The following is an 18659-nucleotide window of genomic DNA, read 5'->3' as shown; positions in this document are numbered from 1 at the left end:
ATCTCCGTGCTCGCTGGTAGCAGTTGTGCTTATACCATTTCCGGGTTCCATCCTGATCGATTACCGGATTTTGAAAAACTACGTGAAGATAACGGGCGGTACCGTATGAATACACAATATCTGGAATATGTGCGACAGCAGCTCATCGTGGCGACTGCAGATCTGAGTGGCGCCACGAAAGGTCAGTTGCAGGCATGGCTGGAGAACGCCCAGCTCTATACGAAAAACTATCCCCGAAAAAAACAGCGTATCAGGGATGAAGTGACCGGAAAAATGATAACGCTGAATAATCCACCGATTGCTGGTAAGCAATCACTGGCGAAAGGAAGCGCAATTCCGCTTGTGCAGCCCGTAGAATACTCCACTTCCTCATGGCGCCGTGCGCTTTTGTCACTCGAAGAACATAATAAGGCCTGGCTATTGTGGAATTACAGTGAAAACACCTGCTGGGAATATCAGGTCACTGTAACTCGATGGGCTTGGGAAAAATTCAGCCAGCAGTTGGAAGGGAAGCGAGTTGCGAAGAAGACTTTAGCACGGTTGCGCCAGCTCATCTGGCTTGCTGCGCAGGATGTGAAGGCGGAACTGGCCAGACGTGAGACGTATGAGTACCAAACGTTGGCGGAACTGATGGGCGTGGCAAAATCTACCTGGACAGAGACGTACATGTCTCATTGGTTAGTAATGCGTAACAGCTTTAAACGGCTTGATAGTGATGCGCTTATCTCCGTAACACGATCGCGTTCACAACAAAAGGCGACAAATTTGGATATAAGTCTTGCAAAACCGAACTGAAATACATATATTTCATGTAAATTTGATATCATGCCTAAAATATGCAAGCCTGCTGAGGAACGGGATTTTTGTATTAATCAGCAATAGGAGTTGATGATGTTTTATCGTGATTTATTTCAAGTTTTTGGTCCCGACCCGTTGTATAAGGAAGAAGAAGGAATTGCCATCCTTCGTGAGCAATATGGGATCGAAGCTCCAGAACAAATTTTTAAGCAAATTTATTGTGGGTTATCTAATAATTCTGAATTTCAAACCTTGTATGGGCATCTAAATCTTAAATCACTGAAGTGGGATTTGGTCAGATTGAAAACAGCAGAGTTTACAAAGTTTGGCAGAAATGCCACATATCCTGATTACATGCTCGAGATTTCAGAAGACTTTAATGCCTGCGGCAGCAAGTTTTGCATTGATGCCCGTGAAGAGGTTGCAAACCATTGGCTTAAATTCGGTACATGGGCTGAACCACCGATGTTTATTGAGCGTTCGCTTATTATTCCTGGAGAGAGCGGCTTACACCTTATGGAGGGTCATACAAGATTAGGTACTTTATTGGGGGCTATTAAGTACAAATTTGTGCAGTTAGCTGATACTCATGAACTTTATATAGCCTCGCAGAAATAGTTTAGAGAGGATTGCTCAACACCCTCGGTAAGAATTGCCACACATCAAACTAATGTTAGGGTATCTTCGTCCACAGAGTCGAAATGGCCTTATTTACATCTTCCTGGCTTTTCGCCGGTTTTTTTATTCAGCCCTCGGAAATCATCATCTACACGCTTCGTTGTTAAAACCCCGCCCGAGGGCCTCTCACCCTTACAAATACAGCGCCATCCAAGCTATCGGGGGCGAGGCTTATGAAAATGCACAACGATCCCCATTCAATGGACTCACAATCTATTTTTGCGCTGATTGCGAGTCTGACTTTTTTCGATTGTGAGTCGTTACAGATAGCCGCCGGGCCAGACACCACAACGGTACCAGGTGGCGTTATGTGCTAGAAACCGAAATTCTTGAACATCTCATTACTACTCATATCGTTGGCTGGCGCACGGTTCATCGACTCCATCTGCTTGATCAACCCTATGCTAGCACCAACAGGCCCCCCGACGCTGAAACCGACGCTGCTGGAGCGGGTTTTGCTGGTGCTACTGCTGTGGGTTTGACTACGGGTGTTACAGTTGCTTTGGTGTGTCCGTGTGAGACTATTTTCGCTGAGCTGGCTATCTTCACTTTGGGTGCAGTTTCCCTGTGACTGGCTGTGACTGTCTCCTGTGGTGTGGTTGCGGCTATCCGTGTGCCACTCGCTATAGCCTCCCGCTGGCGCAATGATTCCGACCGATGTACCGTGGGTGGCATAGGGAGGCATGACCATGCCACTACAGCCACCGAGCAGTAACGCGGTGCCGACGATAAAAATGAACTTACCCAGAGCGGTGTTTTTCATTAGTTCCTACCTATTTCTTCTCGTTGGTTATTTCTATGCCCTGCCTTGGCAGGGCTCGCTATTATTCATTCTTCAACTGTGAGATCAAGTTATTTTAATTAAATCGGTATTATTCTTAATTGTGTTCTTTATGAATAAATATCCTCCGGCTATGCCGGAGGATATTTATTATTTCCCCTCATAACTGAGAGGCCCCACACAACTAGAGGGGGATGAATGTCCGAATCGATTTCTGGTACTGGGTTAGCAGGTGGCATCCTGACAGGAGCCAGTGTCTATGGACTGCTGACCTGTATTAGCTCAGACCTGAACTGGTTACTGTGTTGTAGCATCGTGGGATTTTGCATTTTTTGATGAGTGTCAATTACTAAATTCGTAGGCGATTCTTGGTGGTGATGTGTGACCCATCTCTTTTAAAATGATATTGGTATACTCGACTACCGGGCCTCTTGGATTACTGTCTTCTTTGTCCTGAAGGTGAGTCAACGCGTGTACAACTTCGTGAATAAATGAGCGTGTTGTATCAAATTGTTGTGGGCCATCATTACTTTCATAGTACTCTGGTATTGAATCATCGTCTGTATCATCCAGGTTGAGGGCAATCACTTTTCTGCCTTCTGAACTCTCCAGGTCCTCATCAGTTACGGTAGTACCAAAGTTTTCTCCGGCTCCCAGCAACCAGCGTTGTTCTACATCACGCAATTCCTGATCGTAGGCATAATTCATCAGTCTGCGGAATGTCCCGCTTTGAGTGTATGCATCTTCAAGTATGCGTGATAGCACCTCACGGCATTCATCATAGGTATCATCATCAATTTCGATATCAGGATCCATTCCTCCTGGTCCAGAGATAAGGTATTCAGCAAGACACATTGGTTCCAGCCTGGCTTTATCATCGGTAGCAAGACCATCATGTTGGAGGCGTAATTGCGAAGGATTATCTTGGTGTTCTGGAAGGTCTGGAAATACCTTGCTGTCATGAGGATGGGATAATCCATATGTTGACATCATATTATTGATAAATATTGGTTTAATTCCCGTTGGCATGATGAGTTACACATCCTTTTTATTACATGGAATTAACATTCTATAAATAGCATGTTTTTGTCAAACAGAATTCACTCAGCACGCAATCAATTAAACTAAAAGCTAAATTTGCAGTATTTGTGCCTCACCTCCATTAAAATTGTACTCTGCGTGATTTTACTTTCAGATTCTGCAACCACAGGCAATCCTGTTTTACAAGATATTAAACCCTGCAACCCAACCATTTCACTCACTCTAGTTACCATCCGAAATCATCGGAGGTGAGGCTTATGAAAATGAATGACAAGACTCCTGAATTCTGGGCTGCGGTTTTGACCGGACTCAAAAATGCGTGGCCCCAGATACTTGGGGCGTTAATGGCCGGACTCATTGCCTACGGCCGACTGATATACGACGGCGCCACCCGTAAAAATAAATGGCTTGAGGGCGTCCTGTGTGGCGCTCTTTCCTTATGTGTCACCAGTGCGCTTGATGTGGTAGGCCTGCCGGTTTCCATTTCGCCTTTCGTTGGCGGAATTATTGGCTTTGTCGGTGTGGACAAGCTGCGCGAAATCGCAATTAGCGCACTCAAAAAACGTGCAGGGGTTAATGATGAGAATCAGTGAAAAAGGCATTACCCTAATCAAAGAGTTTGAAGGTTGTAGCCTGACAGCTTATCCGGACCCGGGAACGGGGGGAGATCCCTGGACGATTGGTTATGGCTGGACCCACTCTGTTGACGGTAAGCCAGTTAAGCCCGGAATGATGATTGACGAGGCTACTGCCGAGCGCTTGCTTAACACTGGTTTAGTCGGTTATGAAAATGATGTGTCCAGACTGGTTAAGGTCAAGTTGACGCAAGGCCAGTTTGATGCGCTGGTGTCGTTCGCGTACAACCTCGGCGCCCGGACATTATCCTCATCAACTCTGCTGCGGAAGCTAAACGCTGGTGATTACGCTGGCGCCGCTGATGAGTTCCTGCGCTGGAATAAGGCTGGTGGCAAAGTACTGAACGGGCTTACCCGTCGGCGTGAGGCGGAGCGTGCTCTGTTCCTGTCATGATGTTCAACTGGAAAACGATGTTTGTTGGCCTGTTGCTTGTCTCGCTAATTGTTGCCGGTCGGCTGGCAAATCACTACCGAAATAACGCCATCACCTACAAAGAGCAGCGCGATACCGTTACTCATAGGCTGACGCTGGCGAACGCGACAATTACCGATATGACTAAGCGCCAGCGTGACGTTGCCGCCCTCGATGAAAAATACACGAAGGAATTAGCCGATGCGAAAGCTGAGAATGATGCTTTGCGCGATGATGTTGCCGCTGGCCGCCGTCGCCTGTACGTCAACGCAACATGCCCCGCAGTGCCGACAGGTAAATCCACCTCCACCGCCCGCATGGATAATGCAGCCAGCCCCAGACTGGCAGACTCCGCTCAACGGGATTATTTCGCCCTCAAAGAGCGAGTGAAGACGATGCAAAAGCAACTGGAAGGGGCGCAGGCGTACATTCGCACCCAATGCCACGGTAATGCAGGAAAAACTAGTAACCAATGGTGACTGTATTAAAAAGGTACTCCCGGGCAGGGGGCGCCACGGGTGGCTTCGGGCTCGCGGGAATCGGCTGATTTTTGATTTTTTAGTCTCTGTCAGCACTGAAAAATAACCTTAAAAATCAATACATTTACTGTTTTCAGTGTCGAGGTGGTACGTTTTTTGTTCGACACTGAACGCCATTTTCACCGTATACAGGAAAAGAGCACGACTGTGGATCAGGAAATTAAAAGCCTCGAATTAAACATCACACAGCTTTCGGCCATCACTGGTGCACACCGACAGACCATCGCCAGCAGGCTGAAGGGCGTAAAAACCTCAGGTGGGAACGGTAGTAACCTGAAAATCTACCGGCTGGTGGATATTCTGACCGCCATGATGACGATGCCGGCTGTTACCGGGGAGAATGACCCCAATAAGATGAAACCCTCAGATCGACGGGCATGGTTTCAGTCGGAAATGACGCGTATTGAGCTGGAAAAGGAGATGAGAACTCTGATCCCGGCCAGCGAGGTGCTGAGCGTTTATGCTGTCATGGCAAAAACGGTCGTCAAGACACTGGAGATACTGCCGGACTTACTGGAAAGGGATGCGGCATTGCCGCCTGATGCGCTGGAAATGACGCAAAAAATTATTGATCAACTCAGGGAAGATCTGGCCAGCATGACATACCAGGCCTGCGCGGATGCTATAAACGGAGATGATGATGACAACGGTGACGAAGGGCAAGAGGAAGAGCAGGAATAGTTTAGCCTCTGCCGTTGTTGCCGGATGTGATATCTCATCGATGTTCAGGCCGCCGCGCAGGATGAAAATATCGGATGCGGTCAGAAAATATATGCGCGTACCACGCGATGCGGGAAATTCTGTGGCATGGGAATCCACCCTGACCCCCTATGTGGTGGAAGCCATGAACTGCCTGTCATCACGCAGCTACGATGCCGTGGTATTTGTCGCCCCGGCAAGAACCGGTAAGACGCTGGGGCTGATTGACGGCTGGATTTCCTACAATATTGTCTGCGATCCGTCTGACATGCTGGTGGTTCAGATGACTCAGGACAAGGCGCAGGAGCACTCAAAGCGGCGTCTGGCAAAGATGTTTCGCCACAGTCCGGCGATAGCAAGAAGACTCAGCCCTCACCGTAACGATAATAATGTGCATGATAAAACGTTTCGTGATGGCTCGTTTCTGAAAATTGGCTGGCCATCAATCAATGTTTTTTCGTCTTCGGATTTTAAATGTGTGGCGCTGACTGACTACGATCGGTTCCCCGAAGATGTTGATGGTGAGGGGGATGCATTCTCGCTGGCGTCGAAGCGTACCACAACGTTTATGTCGCTGGGTATGACACTGGTGGAGAGCTCGCCGGGGCGGGAAATTACCGATACCAGATGGAAACCGTCATCACCGCACGAAGCACCGCCGACCACAGGAATACTTTCCCTGTACAACCGTGGCGATCGTCGTCGCTGGTACTGGCCGTGTCCGCATTGTGGCGAATATTTTCAGCCATCAATGGCGAATATGACCGGCTATCGCCATATTGCCGACCCTATGGAGGCCAGTGAAGCAGCGCGGATTCAGTGCCCACACTGCCATAAGTTGACTGAACCACAGCAGAAGCGTGAGCTGAATAATCGTGGCGTCTGGTTGCGGGAAGGTCAGCACATTGACCGCGACGGCAATATTACCGGCGAAGCCCGCCGCTCACGTATCGCCAGTTTCTGGATGGAGGGACCGGCGGCGGCTTATCAGACCTGGGCGCAACTGGTTTACAAGCTGCTGACCGCCGAAGAGGAATACGAACGAACCGGCAGCGAGGAAACCCTGAAAGCCGTCATCAATACGGACTGGGGATTACCCTATCAGTCCCGTCGCTCGCTGGAGGCACGCAGCGGTGACGCGCTGATGGCACGCGCTGAGGACGTATCAAAACGTACCGTTTCTGACGGGGTGCGTTTTATTGTGGCAACCGTTGACGTACAGGGCGGTAAAAAGCGGCGCTTTGTGGTCCAGGTAGTGGGCTATGGCGCATATGGTGAACGCTGGATCATTGACCGCTACAACATCCGTTATTCCCTGAGAGTGAATGAGGATGGCGAAAGCCAGCCTGTCAATCCGGCTGCAAGACCGGAAGACTGGGATTTGCTGAAAACGGATGTGCTGGAAAAGACGTATCCGCTGGCGGCAGATCCTGAACAGTTTATGCCGGTACTGGCAATGGCGGTGGACTCAGGTGGTGAAGACGGTGTTACCGATAATGCCTACGCGTTCTGGCGAAGGTGTAAGCGAAAAGGCGTTGCCGGGCGCGTTTATCTGTTCAAGGGAGACAGTACCCGACGCGAGAAGCTGATCACCAAAACCTATCCCGATAACACCGAACGCTCAGAACGTCGGGCAAAAGCCAGGGGGGATGTGCCGTTGTATCTGTTACAGACCAATGCCCTGAAAGACAGGGTAGCTGCCGCACTGGAGCGTGAGGAGCCGGGGGCGAATTACATTCATTTTCCTGACTGGCTGGGGCCGTGGTTCTACGAGGAACTGACCTATGAAGAGCGCAGCGCAGACGGAAAGTGGAAAAAACCGGGACGCGGTAATAACGAGGCGCTCGATCTGATGTGTTACGCCCACGCGCTGGCTATTCTCCGTGGCTATGAGCGAATCAACTGGGAAAAACCACCAGGATGGGCTCGTTTACCGGAAAAAGACGCCGCAAAAACCACGCAGCCTGTTGAGGTTCGCCAGCAGGAACAACACGAAGGAGGAGAGAAAGCCGTGAAAGCCAGGAAGAAAAAAATTTTACCCGCCTGGGGCGGTGGTTCCGGAGGAGGGTGGTTATGACCAGGGCAGGGCTACAGGAGTTGTACAACGCCTATCTGGAGGCAGAGCTTGCTGTACTGAAAGGCAAGTCCATCATGCTTAACGGTCAGTCAATGACAATGGAAAGCCTGGAGGAAATCAGGAAGGGGCGCCGCGAGATTGAAGACAGGTTACAGCGGTTAAATAATCCGCGACGGCTTTTCACCCGGGCGAGGTTGTCATGAATTTTATCGATAAAGCTATCAGCATGATGTCGCCGGGATGGGCTGTATCAAGACTCCGATCGCGGGCAGTAATAAAAGCTTACGAGGCTGCAATACCCACCCGGACACATAAAATTAAGCGTGAAAACCGCAACGCCAATCAACTAAACCAGATTGCCGGAAAGTCCCTGCGGGAGCAGGCCCGCTGGTTCGATAACAATCACGATCTGGTGGTGGGGGCGCTCGATAAGATGGAAGAGCGCGTTATCGGGGCTAAGGGGATCATCGTTGAGCCACAACCACTGACGGTGGCCGGAACGCTGAATAACGCGCTGGCGGAACAAATCCGCGCCAGATGGGCAGAGTGGTCCGTGTCGCCGGACGTGACCGGACAATATACGCGCCCGGTACTGGAGCGCCTTTTGTTACGCACATGGTTGCGGGACGGGGAGGTGCTCTCCCAGATGGTGGCGGGAAAAATGCCGGGGCTTGAGCCGGTGGCGGGCGTACCGTTATGGCTTGAGGCGATGGAACCGGATTATGTCCCGATGGAACAGACGGACAGTACAAATAATCTGATTCAGGGGATCTATTTTAACGACTGGCAAAGGCCAAAAAGTTACATCGTCTGTAAATCCTGGCCGGGATTTGCCACCGCTATGGTGGCCACCAAGCTTATCGATGCAGAAAATATGCTGCATCTTAAATTCACCCGTCGCCTGAATCAGGCGCGGGGCGTCACGCTGCTGGCGCCGGTTATTATCCGGCTGCTGGATCTGAAGGAGTATGAGGACAGTGAAAGGCTGGCCGCGCGTATTTCGGCGGCTTTTGCCATGTTTATCCGGCGCAGTGACGCAATGGTACAGGATGGTGACGCGCCAGATTATGCGGATAAAGACCGCGATCTGGATATTGAACCCGGCACCATTCTGAAAGACCTGTTGCCGGGAGAGGATATCGGCACCATCAAATCTGACAGGCCAAATGCCAACCTGGAGTCTTTCCGTATGGGGCAACTGCGGGCGGTTGCCGCAGGTGTACGCGGAAGTTTTTCTTCTATTGCTAGAAACTACGACGGCACCTACAGCGCCCAGCGTCAGGAGCTGGTGGAGGCTCAGGAGGGATACGCCATTCTACAGGATAATTTTATTGCTGCCGTCAGTCGCCCGGTTTACCGGCGATGGCTGGCGACGGCGATTACGGCGGGTGTGATAGATGTGGCGACGGACACGGACATGGCGACCCTGTTTAATGCCGTGTATTCCGGTCCGGTTATGCCGTGGATAGATCCGCTGAAAGAGGCGAATGCCTGGAGGATACTGATACGCGGCGGGGCGGCAACAGAGAGTGACTGGGTGCGTGCCCGTGGCGGCGCACCTGCTGAAGTGAAACGCCGCCGTAAGGCGGAAATTGACGAAAACCGTAAGCTGGGACTGGTATTTGATACTGATCCGGCACATGACCCGGGGGAACAGGATAATGCCGGAAGTGAAGACAACAGTGGCGGCGATAAAAATGCCGCCGGTGATGACAGCAGGGAACGGACGCGGGGAGGGAAGCAGTAATAGCTGGTATTCCATCAGGGCTGCAGCCAATAACACGGCGGAAGTCCGCATTTATGACGAGATTGGTGGATGGGGAATTTCGGCTCGCTGGTTTGCAGAAGAACTGGCTGCACTGGGACAGATTAACCGGATAAATCTGCATATTCATTCACCTGGCGGAGCAGTACTGGACGGAATAGCCATTTATAACCTCCTGAAAAATCATCCGGCGCAAAAAACGGTGTATATCGATGGAATGGCCTGCTCAATGGCATCCGCTATTGCGATGGTAGGTAATCCCATCATTATGCCGGAAAACGCCATGATGATGATTCATAAGCCGCGCGGAGTGGCGGGGGGTGAGGCGGAGGATATCCGGGAATATGCTGACCTGCTTGACAAGATCGAAAGCGTCATTATCCCCATCTATACCGAAAAAACTGGAAAAACGCCTGAAGATATTGCTGCCATGCTGGCAAAGGAGACCTGGATGAGCGGCGCGGAGTGCGTCAGTGAAGGGTTTGCCGACAAACTGATACAGCCTGTAAAAGCAATGGCCTGTATTCATTCAAAACGTGTTGAGGAGTTTGAGCATATGCCACAGAGCATTAAAGGTATGATTATCGCCCCGCAGGGCAATGCAGGCGCGCAACCGCAGCCACAGGCAAAAGCCCCTGAGTCACAGATTCAGTCGCAGGCTCAGTCGCTGGTGACTGTAGATGAAAATGCCATTCGCGCACGCCTGCAGGAAGAACAGCGTAACCGTATCACCGGCATTCAGAATGTGTTTTCACTTTCCGGCGATCGTTATGCCTCGCTGATGGCAAAGTGCATTGCTGATGTGGATTGCTCTCTGGAAATGGCGAAGGACAGACTGTTGGCCGAGATGGCGAAAGGTATTACGCCGACTAACCAGCTGAACGGTCCGCAGAATCGCGCAGAGTTTCATGCCGGGATGTATACCGGAAACGGTAATATTACCGGCGACGCCGTTCGCGCTGCCGTGATGGCCCGCGCAGGCTATGAAGAAGCGCAGAAGGATAACCCGTACAACTGTATGACCCTGCGTGAACTGGCGCGAATTTCGCTGGTGGCGAGGGGTACAGGCGTGTCCAGCATGAATCCCATGCAGATGATCGGCATGGCATTTACGCACAGCACCTCCGATTTCGGTAACATTCTGCTGGATGTTGCAAACAAGTCCATTCTGCAGGGCTGGCAGGAAGCGCCGGAAACCTTCGATGCCTGGACCAAAAAAGGACAGTTGTCTGATTTCAGGATTGCGCACCGTGTGGGTATGGGGGGATTCAGTTCACTGCGTCAGGTTCGTGAAGGAGCGGAATACAAATACGTCACCACAGGGGATAAACAGGCGACCATTGCGCTCGCTACCTATGGGGAGCTGTTCAGCATTACCCGCCAGGCCATCATCAATGATGATATGAATATGCTGACGGATGTCCCGATGAAGCTGGGACGTGCGGCAAAAGCCACCATTGCCGATCTGGTTTATGACGTTCTCATCAGTAACCAGAAACTGTCCAGTGATAATGTGGCGCTGTTTGACAAGACGAAACACGCAAACGTCCTTGAAAAAGCCGTTATGGATGTGGCGTCCCTGGATAAAGCGCGCCAGCTAATGCGGATGCAGAAAGAGGGCGATCGCCACCTCAATATCCGTCCGGCATTTGTACTGGTGCCGACGGCGATGGAGTCTGTTTCAAATCAGGTGATTAAATCTGTCAGTGTCAAGGGGGCGGATATTAACGCCGGGATCATTAACCCGGTGAAAGATTTCGCCACGGTGATCGCGGAGCCTCGTCTTGATGACGCCAGTCAGTCCACTTTCTATCTTACTGCAGCAAAAGGCAGCGATACCGTTGAGGTGGCTTACCTTAACGGCGTGGATGAGCCGTATATCGACCAGCAGGAAGGATTCACGGTGGATGGCGTAACCACGAAAGTTCGTATTGATGCGGGCGTTGCGCCGGTGGATTATCGCGGCATGGTGAAATGCACCGTATAACCCACTAAAAGCAGACATTAAGCGATACGGCCCTGACGGGCTTTTTTTATACCTGAAATCCGGCACGGCGTGCCGGAAAGGAGAATAACCGTGGCTAAGAATTACGTGGAAGACGGCAAAACGATTGAAATTGTGGCGACCACGTCACTAAAGAGCGGAGATCTGGTACAGGTCGGCGATATGTTCGCTGTGGCTGTTACCGATATTGCCGCCGGGAGCGCCGGAACCGGCATCGCAGAAGGGGTATTCAGCATACCAAAACTGACAACAGAGGATATTGCCGTCGGGAAAAAAGTGTATCTGAAGGATAACGTGGTTCAGACGGATGCAACCGGCAGCCTGCCATATGTCGGGGTGGTATGGGCGCCAGCGGCAAACGGTGATGAAACCGTTCCGGTAAAAATTAATGGCTGACCTTTTTGACGGGATGAAAAGGCGCATGGATGCACTTATCGCAGAACGCTTCGGCATGAAGGTCAACATCAACGGGACTGACTGCATAGTGGTGGAGTCTGATTTTCTGGCTGAACTGGGGCCTGTTGAAGGAAACGGAAAAAACGTAGTGGTGTTTTCAGGCAACGTTATCCCGCGCCGGGGAGACAGGGTGGTACTGCGGGGCAGTGAGTTTACCGTGACCCGTATCCGGCGTTTTAACGGTAAGCCACAACTGACTCTGGAGGAGAACAATGGAGGTAAAGGGGCTTAAAGAGGCCATTTCAGTACTTAAAGAAATTGATCGTGGATATGTGACCCGGGCAAAAATTCGGGCCATTAACCGGGTGGCAAAACGGGTGGTCAGCGTGTCAGTTCGCAGTGCTGCTGCTTTGGTGGTGGCCGGAGACAACCGACGGCAGGGTATTCCCGTCAGAACGGTAAGACGTCGCGCCAGAGTCAGGCTGGCCAGAGCGGACAAGCCTTTTGCCAACATTTATGTGAACTGTGATCCGCTGACTGCCATCAGGTTACTGAGTTCGCCACCATCAACCCCGATGAGGGGGAGAAAAGGTAAGCCACTACGTATAGGAAAATACCGTTTTGACCGGGGGTTTATTGCGCAGGCTCCGAACGGATGGTGGCAGGTATTTGAGCGTTCCGGTGCCGGAAGATACCCACTTAATGTGGTGAAAATCCCGGTTGCTGATGCATTGCGCCATGCGTTCAACACGCAGGTTGTTTTACAGATGAAAACGGAGATGCCCAAAGAGCTGAAGCATGAAATCAGTTATGAACTGAGGAGATTCACTAAAAAATGACCCGACACAGTGCAGTACGGCAGGCCATGATTGCCGCATTAAAAAAGACCGATGATGGCTCCACCACGTTTTTTGACGGTCGTCCGGTCGTGGTGGAGGAGGATGAGTTACCTGCGGTGGCGGTGTACCTGAGTGATGCTCAGTATACCGGTACTGAGGTGGACGGTGATATCTGGAGCGCGGTGCTACATGTGGAAGTATTTCTGAAAGCCACTGCACCGGACAGCGCCCTGGATGAACAGATGGAGAACAGGGTGTATCCGGCACTGGGGAGCGTGGCGGGACTGGGTGACATCATCCGGACAATGTCGGCGCAGGGGTATAACTATCAGCGAGACGATGAAATGGCGATGTGGGGGTCAGCCGATCTGAGTTACGACATCACCTATTCCATGTAGAGGAAAAGAGAATGACAGACACGACAATTCCTAATCCACTTGCGCCGGTAAAAGGCGCAAATACCACATTCTGGATGTACAACAGCGAGGGTGATCCGTTCGCCAGCCCGCTAAGTGATAATAACTGGCTGAGGCTGGCAAGCGTAAAAGACCTGCAGCCGGGAGAACTGACGGCAGATGCAGAAGATAATAACTATCTTGATGACGAGAACGCTGACTGGAAAAGTACCACACAGGGACAGAAGTCTGCCGGGGATACTTCTGTGACGCTGGCGTGGAAGCCAGGTGAGGACGTACAGAAAAAGCTTATTCAACTGCTCACGACCGAGCAGAAGCGCGGACTCCGGATCAAGTATCCGAACGGCACTGTTGATGTGTTCAGAGGCTGGGTGAGCTCGCTGGGGAAAACGGTGCAGAGTAAGGATGAGATCGCCCGTACAGTAAAAATTACCAGTGTGGGCCGTCCGTACATGGCTGAAGAGGATGCACCGGAAGTGGTTAGTGTTACCGGACTGACAGTGGAACCGACAAATGCCACCGTGAAGGTCGGCGCCACAACAGCGGTTACGTTCACGGTGAAACCGGATAACGTGACAGATAAATCACTGCGTATCGCAACGTCAGATCCGACTACAGCCACCGTCACGCAGGCGGAAAATATTGCCACTGTAAAAGGTGTTAAGGTAGGTACAGTGAAAATTATTGGCATGACAACAGACGGTAATTTTACCGCTATTGCGGATATTACTGTTCAGGCATAACCCACCTCTCGTCCTGTTTTGGGGCATTTTTTTCAGGAATAAATCATGTTTTTAAAGAAAGAGACGTTTACCCGGGGGGATGCGTCGGTGGCATTGTTCGAGTTATCCGGCCTGCAACGTATTGAGTACCTGGAGTTCATCCAGAAACGTACTGCGAAATATGACACGGATATAGATGGTGCGACGGAAGCGGATAAGCGCGTGGCTTATATGCAAATGGCACTGGAAATTAATGCCTGGCTGGTATCCCGCTCGCTTCTGAATGGTGATTCTTCTCAGGATGCAGACACGCTTTATCAGTCAGTACAGGCGAAGTGGTCGTATGAGGCGCTGGACGCAGGCGCAGAAAGTGTTCTGATGCTCAGCGGGCTGTCTGCGGATAAGAAAGATAACGCCAGTGATTCAGGTAATGAATCAGAGGACATGACGCCGGAAAAGTCCTGAATAATGAGCTTCATTTTGTCCGGCAACTGGCCCGGGAGTTCCGGCGGCCTGACTGGCGCCGGATGCTGGACGAAATGAGTTCAACTGAACTTAGTGAGTGGGCTGATTTCTTTCGGGAAAACAGTTTCAGTGATGCCCTGCTGGATGCGGAGTTTTCCACGCTGAAAGCGCAGGTGTTCATGCTGGTGACGGGGAAAGAAATCGATGCAGCGGACTTCAGTTTGCTGACATTACCCGGAGCGGTACAGAGCATGACGGAGCAGGATCTGCTTGAAGTGGCAGTCGGTATTCCGGGAGGAGTGAGATTTGAGCCAGAAAGTCGGTGATATCGTCATCAACATGGATGTTGATACAGCTAAAGTTGCCGCCGGTCTTCAGACTGCCAGTAACGGGCTGGGGAAGCTGGTGGACAGCAGTGATCTCGTTGAAAAACGCATCAAGCGATGTATGGAGTCCAGCGCCAGAAGTGTGGCGGCATCGGCAAAAAGTATCAGTGCCGCTATGGCGCAATCACAGGTTGCCACACGCACACAGAGTGACGCTATGGCACAACTGGCGCGTGAGGCGAACGAGGCCAGAGAAAGGGCTGTCGACCTGAATCAGAAGTTAAGGGCGGAAGCTGCGCAGGCAGCGGTGGTTGCACAGGCTCAGGATGCAGCCGCAGCGGCATTTTACCGTCAGATTGACAGTGTAAAACAGTTAAGCGGTGGTCTGCAGGAGTTACAGCGTATCCAGGCGCAGGTACGACAGGCGAAAGGACGCGGAGATATTTCACAGGGCGATTATCTGGCGCTGGTGTCTGAAGCTGCTGCAAAGACACGCGAACTTACCGATGCGGAGGCGCTGGCCACGCAGAAAAAAGCACAGTTTATACGTCGACTGAAAGAGCAGACGGCGGTACAGGGCCTCTCCCGTACTGAGTTGCTGCGGGTGAAGGCGGCTGAACTGGGGGTTAGCAGTGCCGCCGATGTCTATATCCGCAAACTGGATACCGCAACAAAATCCACTCATGCACTGGGACTGAAATCAGCAATGGCGCGCCGCGAGATAGGCGTACTGATTGGTGAACTGGCACGGGGAAATTTGGGCGCCCTTCGCGGTTCCGGTATCACGCTGGCCAACCGGGCCGGGTGGATTGAGCAACTGATGTCGCCGAAGGGCATGATGCTCGGCGGGCTGGTTGGCGGTGTGGCTGCGGCGGTTTACGGACTGGGTAAGGCGTACTATGAGGGGGCGAAAGAAAGTGAGGAGTTCAATAAACAGCTTATTCTGACCGGAAGTTACGCCGGAAAAACCACAGGCAAGCTTAATGAAATGGCGAAGTCGCTCGCCGGAAATGGCGTCACGCAGCACGACGCGGCAGGAGTACTGACCCAGGTGGTCGGTAGCGGAGCGTTTACCGGGCAGGCAGTGGCAATGGTATCCCGTACCGCGGCCAGAATGCAGGAAAACGTGGGGCAGTCAGTAGATGAAACCATCCGCCAGTTTAAATGGCTGCAGGATGATCCGGTGAACGCGGCGAAAGAACTGGACAGGGCACTGCATTTTCTGACTGCCACCCAGCTTGAACAAATCAGGGTGCTCGGTGAACAGGGAAGAACGGCTGATGCTGCGAAAATTGCCATGTCCGCGTATTCGGAAGAGATGAATAAACGGGCGGGTGACGTACATGATAATCTGGGCTGGATCGAGAAGGCATGGAATGCCGTGGGTGATGCGGCGAAGTGGGCGTGGGATCGGATGCTGGATATCGGGCGGGAAGATACGCTCGATGAAAAAATCGCGACACTGCAGGAAAAAATCGCGCGCGCCAGAAAAACGCCATGGACAGTGTCTTCCTCCCAGACTGAATATGATCAGCAGCAACTGAACGAACTTCAGGAACAGAAACGCCAGAAGGACCTGCTGGATGCGAAGGCGCAGGCAGAGCGTAATTATCAGAAGACTCAGAAGCGCCGGAACGAGCAGAACGCCGCGCTGAACCGGGATAATGAAACTGAATCCCTGCGGCATCAACGGGAGGTGGCGCGCATTACCGCCATGCAGTATGCCGATGCAGCGGTACGCAATGCCGCGCTGGAGCGTGAAAACGAACGCCATAAAAAAGCAATGGCACGGCAGAAGGAAAAGCCAAAGGCTTACCACAACGACGAGGCCGGGCGACTGCTTTTGCAGTACAGCCAGCAACAGGCGCAGACTGAAGGGCTGATTGCCGCCGCGAAGCTTTCCACGACCGAAAAAATGACGGAAGCGCATAAGCAGCTTTTGTCATTTCAGCAGCGCATCGCTGATTTGTCCGGTAAAAAACTGACGGCGGATGAACAAAGCGTACTGGCACATAAGGATGAAATAGCGCTTGCGCTACAGAAGCTGGATATCTCACAACAGGATTTGCAACACCAGAATGCCTTTAATGAACTGAAGAAAAAGACGCTCACATTAACCAGCCAGCTCGCTGACGAAGAATCCCGCGTCAGGCAGCAGCACGCACTGGCGCTGGCCACAATGGGTATGGGCGATCAGCAACGTGGCCGGTACGAAGAGCATCTGAAAATTCAACAGCACTACCAGGAACAACTGGAGCAGCTTAAGCGCGACAGCAAGGCAAAAGGGACATACGGTTCTGACGAATACCGTCAGGCGGAGCAGGAACTTCAGGCCAGTCTCGATCGCCGACTGGCTGAGTGGGCGGATTATAACGCGAAAGTGGATGCTGCGCAGGGAGACTGGACGCAGGGCGCGTCGCGGGCGCTGGATAACTTTCTGGCGCAGGGGGGCAACGTGGCAGGCATGACGGAGAACGTTTTCACAAACGCATTTAACGGCATGGCGGACAGTATCGCGAATTTTTCCGTGACCGGAAAGGGCAGTTTCCGGAGCCTGACGGTCTCCATCCTGGCTGACCTGGCAAAAATGGAGGCACGTATTGCGGCTTCTAAACTGTTGGGTTCAGTACTGGGTATGTTCGGCTTTGGCGCATCAGCAGGCGGAAGTACACCATCCGGGGCATACAGTTCAGCGGCGCTGTCGGTCATTCCAAATGCGGACGGCGGCGTGTACCGCTCAGCAGGACTCAGTCAGTACAGCGGCAGTATTGTTAACAGACCGACGTTCTTTGCATTTGCCAGAGGGGCGGCAGTAATGGGAGAGGCCGGTCCGGAGGCTATACTGCCGCTTCGTCGCGGTACTGACGGTAAGCTGGGGGTTGTGGCAGCAGGTTCCGGAGGGATGGCGATGTTTGCACCGCAGTATCATATTGCAATCAGCAACACGGGGCCGGAACTGACGCCGCAGGCGCTGAAGGCGGTTTATGATCTGGGTAAAAAGGCGGCGGCTGATTTCGTGCAGCAGCAGGGGCGTGACGGCGGCAGGCTGAGCGGGGCATATCGATGATGAAAACCTTTCACTGGAAAGTTGACCCGGACATGGGGGTGGATTCGGAACCACAGGTGTCGGTGGTGAGGTTCGGTGATGGCTACGAGCAGCGGCGTGCATCCGGGATCAATAATGACCTGAAAAAATACAGTGTGACTATCCGCGTTGACCGGGAGGATGGTCCGGCACTGGAGGGCTTTTTGTCACAGCATAACGGTGTGAAGGCGTTTTTGTGGACTCCGCCTTACGGATACCGGCAGATTAAGGTTGTCTGCCGGAAATGGAGTGTGAAAGCGGGATTGCTGAAAACAACATTCACCGCGACATTTGAGCAGGTTATTTCTTAGTATTTTTGATCGAAACGATCGATAAATATGATTGAACTTTCTAACCTGCTGCTGTTTCACTGAGCCCGCACAGTCAATAATCAAAAAAAGGAAATGTTATGAAAAAGATTGTCGTGGCGGTTTTAGTTGGTCTGGCGTTAGGTAGCATCGGCGTGGCTAACGCAGCAGGGTATAAAAATACCGTTTCAATTGGATATGCCTACACAGATTTAAGCGGCTGGCTTTCCGGTAATGCGAACGGTGCCAACATCAAATATAACTGGGAAGATCTGGACAGTGGATTCGGGGCGATGGGTTCAGTTACATACACCTCGGCTGATGTTAATAACTATGGGTATAAGGTAGGTGATGCTGATTATACCTCCCTTCTTGTTGGTCCTTCATACCGTTTTAACGACTATCTGAATGCTTACGTGATGATTGGTGCAGCAAACGGACATATTAAGGATAACTGGGGAAATTCTGACAATAAAACCGCCTTTGCTTATGGGGCAGGTATTCAGCTTAACCCGGTTGAAAATATTGCCGTTAATGCGTCTTATGAGCATACAAGTTTTTCCACTGATGCTGACAGTGACGTCAAAGCTGGAACCTAGGTGCTTGGCGTAGGTTACAGCTTCTGACCTTTAACATCGATACAGATTTAATGCCCTCCAGTGAGAGGGCTTT

Annotated in this window: 23 protein-coding genes; 21 read left to right on the top strand and 2 right to left on the bottom strand. The window is 51.7% G+C overall.

The window, feature by feature from the left end; genetic code table 11:
* Positions 1–25: 25 nt before the first annotated feature.
* The 3 genes from ACQ29O_RS12690 (at position 26) to ACQ29O_RS12680 (ending at position 1416) form a co-directional block, all read left to right on the top strand.
* Positions 26–109 carry a YlcG family protein gene (locus tag ACQ29O_RS12690; RefSeq protein ID WP_012539865.1) on the top strand — a complete coding sequence of 28 codons (84 nt, stop codon included), beginning with the start codon at positions 26–28 and terminating at the stop codon, positions 107–109.
* On the top strand, positions 106–795 hold the full coding sequence (locus tag ACQ29O_RS12685) for a bacteriophage antitermination protein Q (protein ID WP_001097218.1): 690 nt from the start codon (positions 106–108) through the stop codon (positions 793–795). The genes ACQ29O_RS12690 and ACQ29O_RS12685 overlap by 4 nt, the downstream gene beginning before the upstream one ends.
* 96 nt (positions 796–891) lie before the next feature.
* Positions 892–1416 carry a hypothetical protein gene (locus tag ACQ29O_RS12680; protein ID WP_001574213.1) on the top strand — a complete coding sequence of 175 codons (525 nt, stop codon included), beginning with the start codon at positions 892–894 and terminating at the stop codon, positions 1414–1416.
* Between the two features lie 373 nt (positions 1417–1789).
* Here ACQ29O_RS12680 and ACQ29O_RS12675 read toward each other — a convergent pair whose 3' ends face one another.
* On the bottom strand, positions 1790–2239 hold the full coding sequence (locus ACQ29O_RS12675) for a hypothetical protein (RefSeq protein ID WP_000798708.1): 450 nt from the start codon (positions 2237–2239) through the stop codon (positions 1790–1792).
* A gap of 360 nt (positions 2240–2599) precedes the next feature.
* The gene (gene gtgA / locus ACQ29O_RS12670; protein WP_001574215.1) at positions 2600–3286 is read right to left on the bottom strand and encodes a type III secretion system effector protease GtgA; all 687 of its coding nucleotides are present in this window, start codon (positions 3284–3286) and stop codon (positions 2600–2602) included.
* Positions 3287–3561: 275 nt separating this feature from the next.
* Here gtgA and ACQ29O_RS12665 point away from each other — a divergent pair, with 275 nt between their 5' ends.
* The 18 genes from ACQ29O_RS12665 to ACQ29O_RS12580 all read left to right on the top strand — a co-directional run bounded on the left by ACQ29O_RS12665 (position 3562) and on the right by ACQ29O_RS12580 (position 18586).
* Complete coding sequence (locus ACQ29O_RS12665; RefSeq protein WP_001574216.1) at positions 3562–3891, top strand: phage holin, lambda family; 330 nt, start codon at positions 3562–3564, stop codon at positions 3889–3891.
* Complete coding sequence (locus ACQ29O_RS12660) at positions 3875–4327, top strand: lysozyme (protein WP_000984586.1); 453 nt, start codon at positions 3875–3877, stop codon at positions 4325–4327. Before ACQ29O_RS12665 ends, ACQ29O_RS12660 begins: the two co-directional genes overlap by 17 nt.
* Positions 4328–4344: 17 nt before the next feature.
* Positions 4345–4824, top strand: a complete 480-nt coding sequence (locus ACQ29O_RS12655) for a lysis protein (protein WP_001541990.1) — start codon at positions 4345–4347, stop codon at positions 4822–4824.
* 207 nt (positions 4825–5031) lie between these two features.
* Positions 5032–5565 (top strand): DUF1441 family protein, encoded by a 534-nt coding sequence (locus ACQ29O_RS12650; protein WP_000371784.1) that lies wholly within the window; start codon positions 5032–5034, stop codon positions 5563–5565.
* On the top strand, positions 5522–7660 hold the full coding sequence (locus ACQ29O_RS12645) for a phage terminase large subunit family protein (RefSeq protein ID WP_000989241.1): 2139 nt from the start codon (positions 5522–5524) through the stop codon (positions 7658–7660). Before ACQ29O_RS12650 ends, ACQ29O_RS12645 begins: the two co-directional genes overlap by 44 nt.
* The gene (locus ACQ29O_RS12640) at positions 7657–7863 is read left to right on the top strand and encodes a hypothetical protein (protein WP_000196190.1); all 207 of its coding nucleotides are present in this window, start codon (positions 7657–7659) and stop codon (positions 7861–7863) included. The genes ACQ29O_RS12645 and ACQ29O_RS12640 overlap by 4 nt, the downstream gene beginning before the upstream one ends.
* Entirely contained in the window at positions 7860–9407 is a 1548-nt protein-coding gene (locus ACQ29O_RS12635) for a phage portal protein (protein ID WP_001009212.1), read from the top strand. The genes ACQ29O_RS12640 and ACQ29O_RS12635 overlap by 4 nt, the downstream gene beginning before the upstream one ends.
* Positions 9331–11412 carry a ClpP-like prohead protease/major capsid protein fusion protein gene (locus ACQ29O_RS12630; protein ID WP_010989008.1) on the top strand — a complete coding sequence of 694 codons (2082 nt, stop codon included), beginning with the start codon at positions 9331–9333 and terminating at the stop codon, positions 11410–11412. The genes ACQ29O_RS12635 and ACQ29O_RS12630 overlap by 77 nt, the downstream gene beginning before the upstream one ends.
* 90 nt (positions 11413–11502) lie before the next feature.
* Positions 11503–11826, top strand: a complete 324-nt coding sequence (locus ACQ29O_RS12625) for a DUF2190 family protein (RefSeq protein WP_001107908.1) — start codon at positions 11503–11505, stop codon at positions 11824–11826.
* Positions 11819–12118, top strand: coding sequence for an ATP-binding protein (locus ACQ29O_RS12620; RefSeq protein WP_000774239.1), 300 nt, complete (start codon positions 11819–11821; stop codon positions 12116–12118). Before ACQ29O_RS12625 ends, ACQ29O_RS12620 begins: the two co-directional genes overlap by 8 nt.
* On the top strand, positions 12099–12665 hold the full coding sequence (locus ACQ29O_RS12615) for a phage tail protein (protein ID WP_000453192.1): 567 nt from the start codon (positions 12099–12101) through the stop codon (positions 12663–12665). Before ACQ29O_RS12620 ends, ACQ29O_RS12615 begins: the two co-directional genes overlap by 20 nt.
* Positions 12662–13063 (top strand): phage minor tail U family protein, encoded by a 402-nt coding sequence (locus tag ACQ29O_RS12610; RefSeq protein WP_020937015.1) that lies wholly within the window; start codon positions 12662–12664, stop codon positions 13061–13063. The genes ACQ29O_RS12615 and ACQ29O_RS12610 overlap by 4 nt, the downstream gene beginning before the upstream one ends.
* An 11-nt stretch (positions 13064–13074) precedes the next feature.
* The gene (locus ACQ29O_RS12605) at positions 13075–13824 is read left to right on the top strand and encodes a phage tail protein (protein WP_253336262.1); all 750 of its coding nucleotides are present in this window, start codon (positions 13075–13077) and stop codon (positions 13822–13824) included.
* 45 nt (positions 13825–13869) lie between these two features.
* A complete protein-coding gene (gene gpG, locus ACQ29O_RS12600; protein WP_000478857.1) occupies positions 13870–14268 on the top strand; it encodes a phage tail assembly chaperone G in 399 nt (132 codons plus the stop codon).
* Entirely contained in the window at positions 14265–14594 is a 330-nt protein-coding gene (locus ACQ29O_RS12595) for a phage tail assembly protein T (RefSeq protein ID WP_010989009.1), read from the top strand. The genes gpG and ACQ29O_RS12595 overlap by 4 nt, the downstream gene beginning before the upstream one ends.
* 79 nt (positions 14595–14673) lie before the next feature.
* Complete coding sequence (locus ACQ29O_RS12590; protein ID WP_077904894.1) at positions 14674–17661, top strand: phage tail tape measure protein; 2988 nt, start codon at positions 14674–14676, stop codon at positions 17659–17661.
* A complete protein-coding gene (locus ACQ29O_RS12585; RefSeq protein WP_000978295.1) occupies positions 17658–17990 on the top strand; it encodes a phage tail protein in 333 nt (110 codons plus the stop codon). The genes ACQ29O_RS12590 and ACQ29O_RS12585 overlap by 4 nt, the downstream gene beginning before the upstream one ends.
* A gap of 98 nt (positions 17991–18088) precedes the next feature.
* Positions 18089–18586: an Ail/Lom family outer membrane beta-barrel protein gene (locus tag ACQ29O_RS12580; RefSeq protein WP_000725267.1), complete on the top strand. Its 498-nt coding sequence runs from the start codon at positions 18089–18091 to the stop codon at positions 18584–18586.
* The last annotated feature ends 73 nt before the right edge of the window (positions 18587–18659 follow it).

The sequence above is a fragment of the Salmonella sp. GDC200615 genome (genome assembly GCF_050574145.1).
Classification (GTDB): domain Bacteria; phylum Pseudomonadota; class Gammaproteobacteria; order Enterobacterales; family Enterobacteriaceae; genus Salmonella; species Salmonella enterica.
The sequence above is the reverse complement of the archived record's forward strand: the minus strand, read 5'-3'. Positions and strand labels throughout refer to the sequence as shown.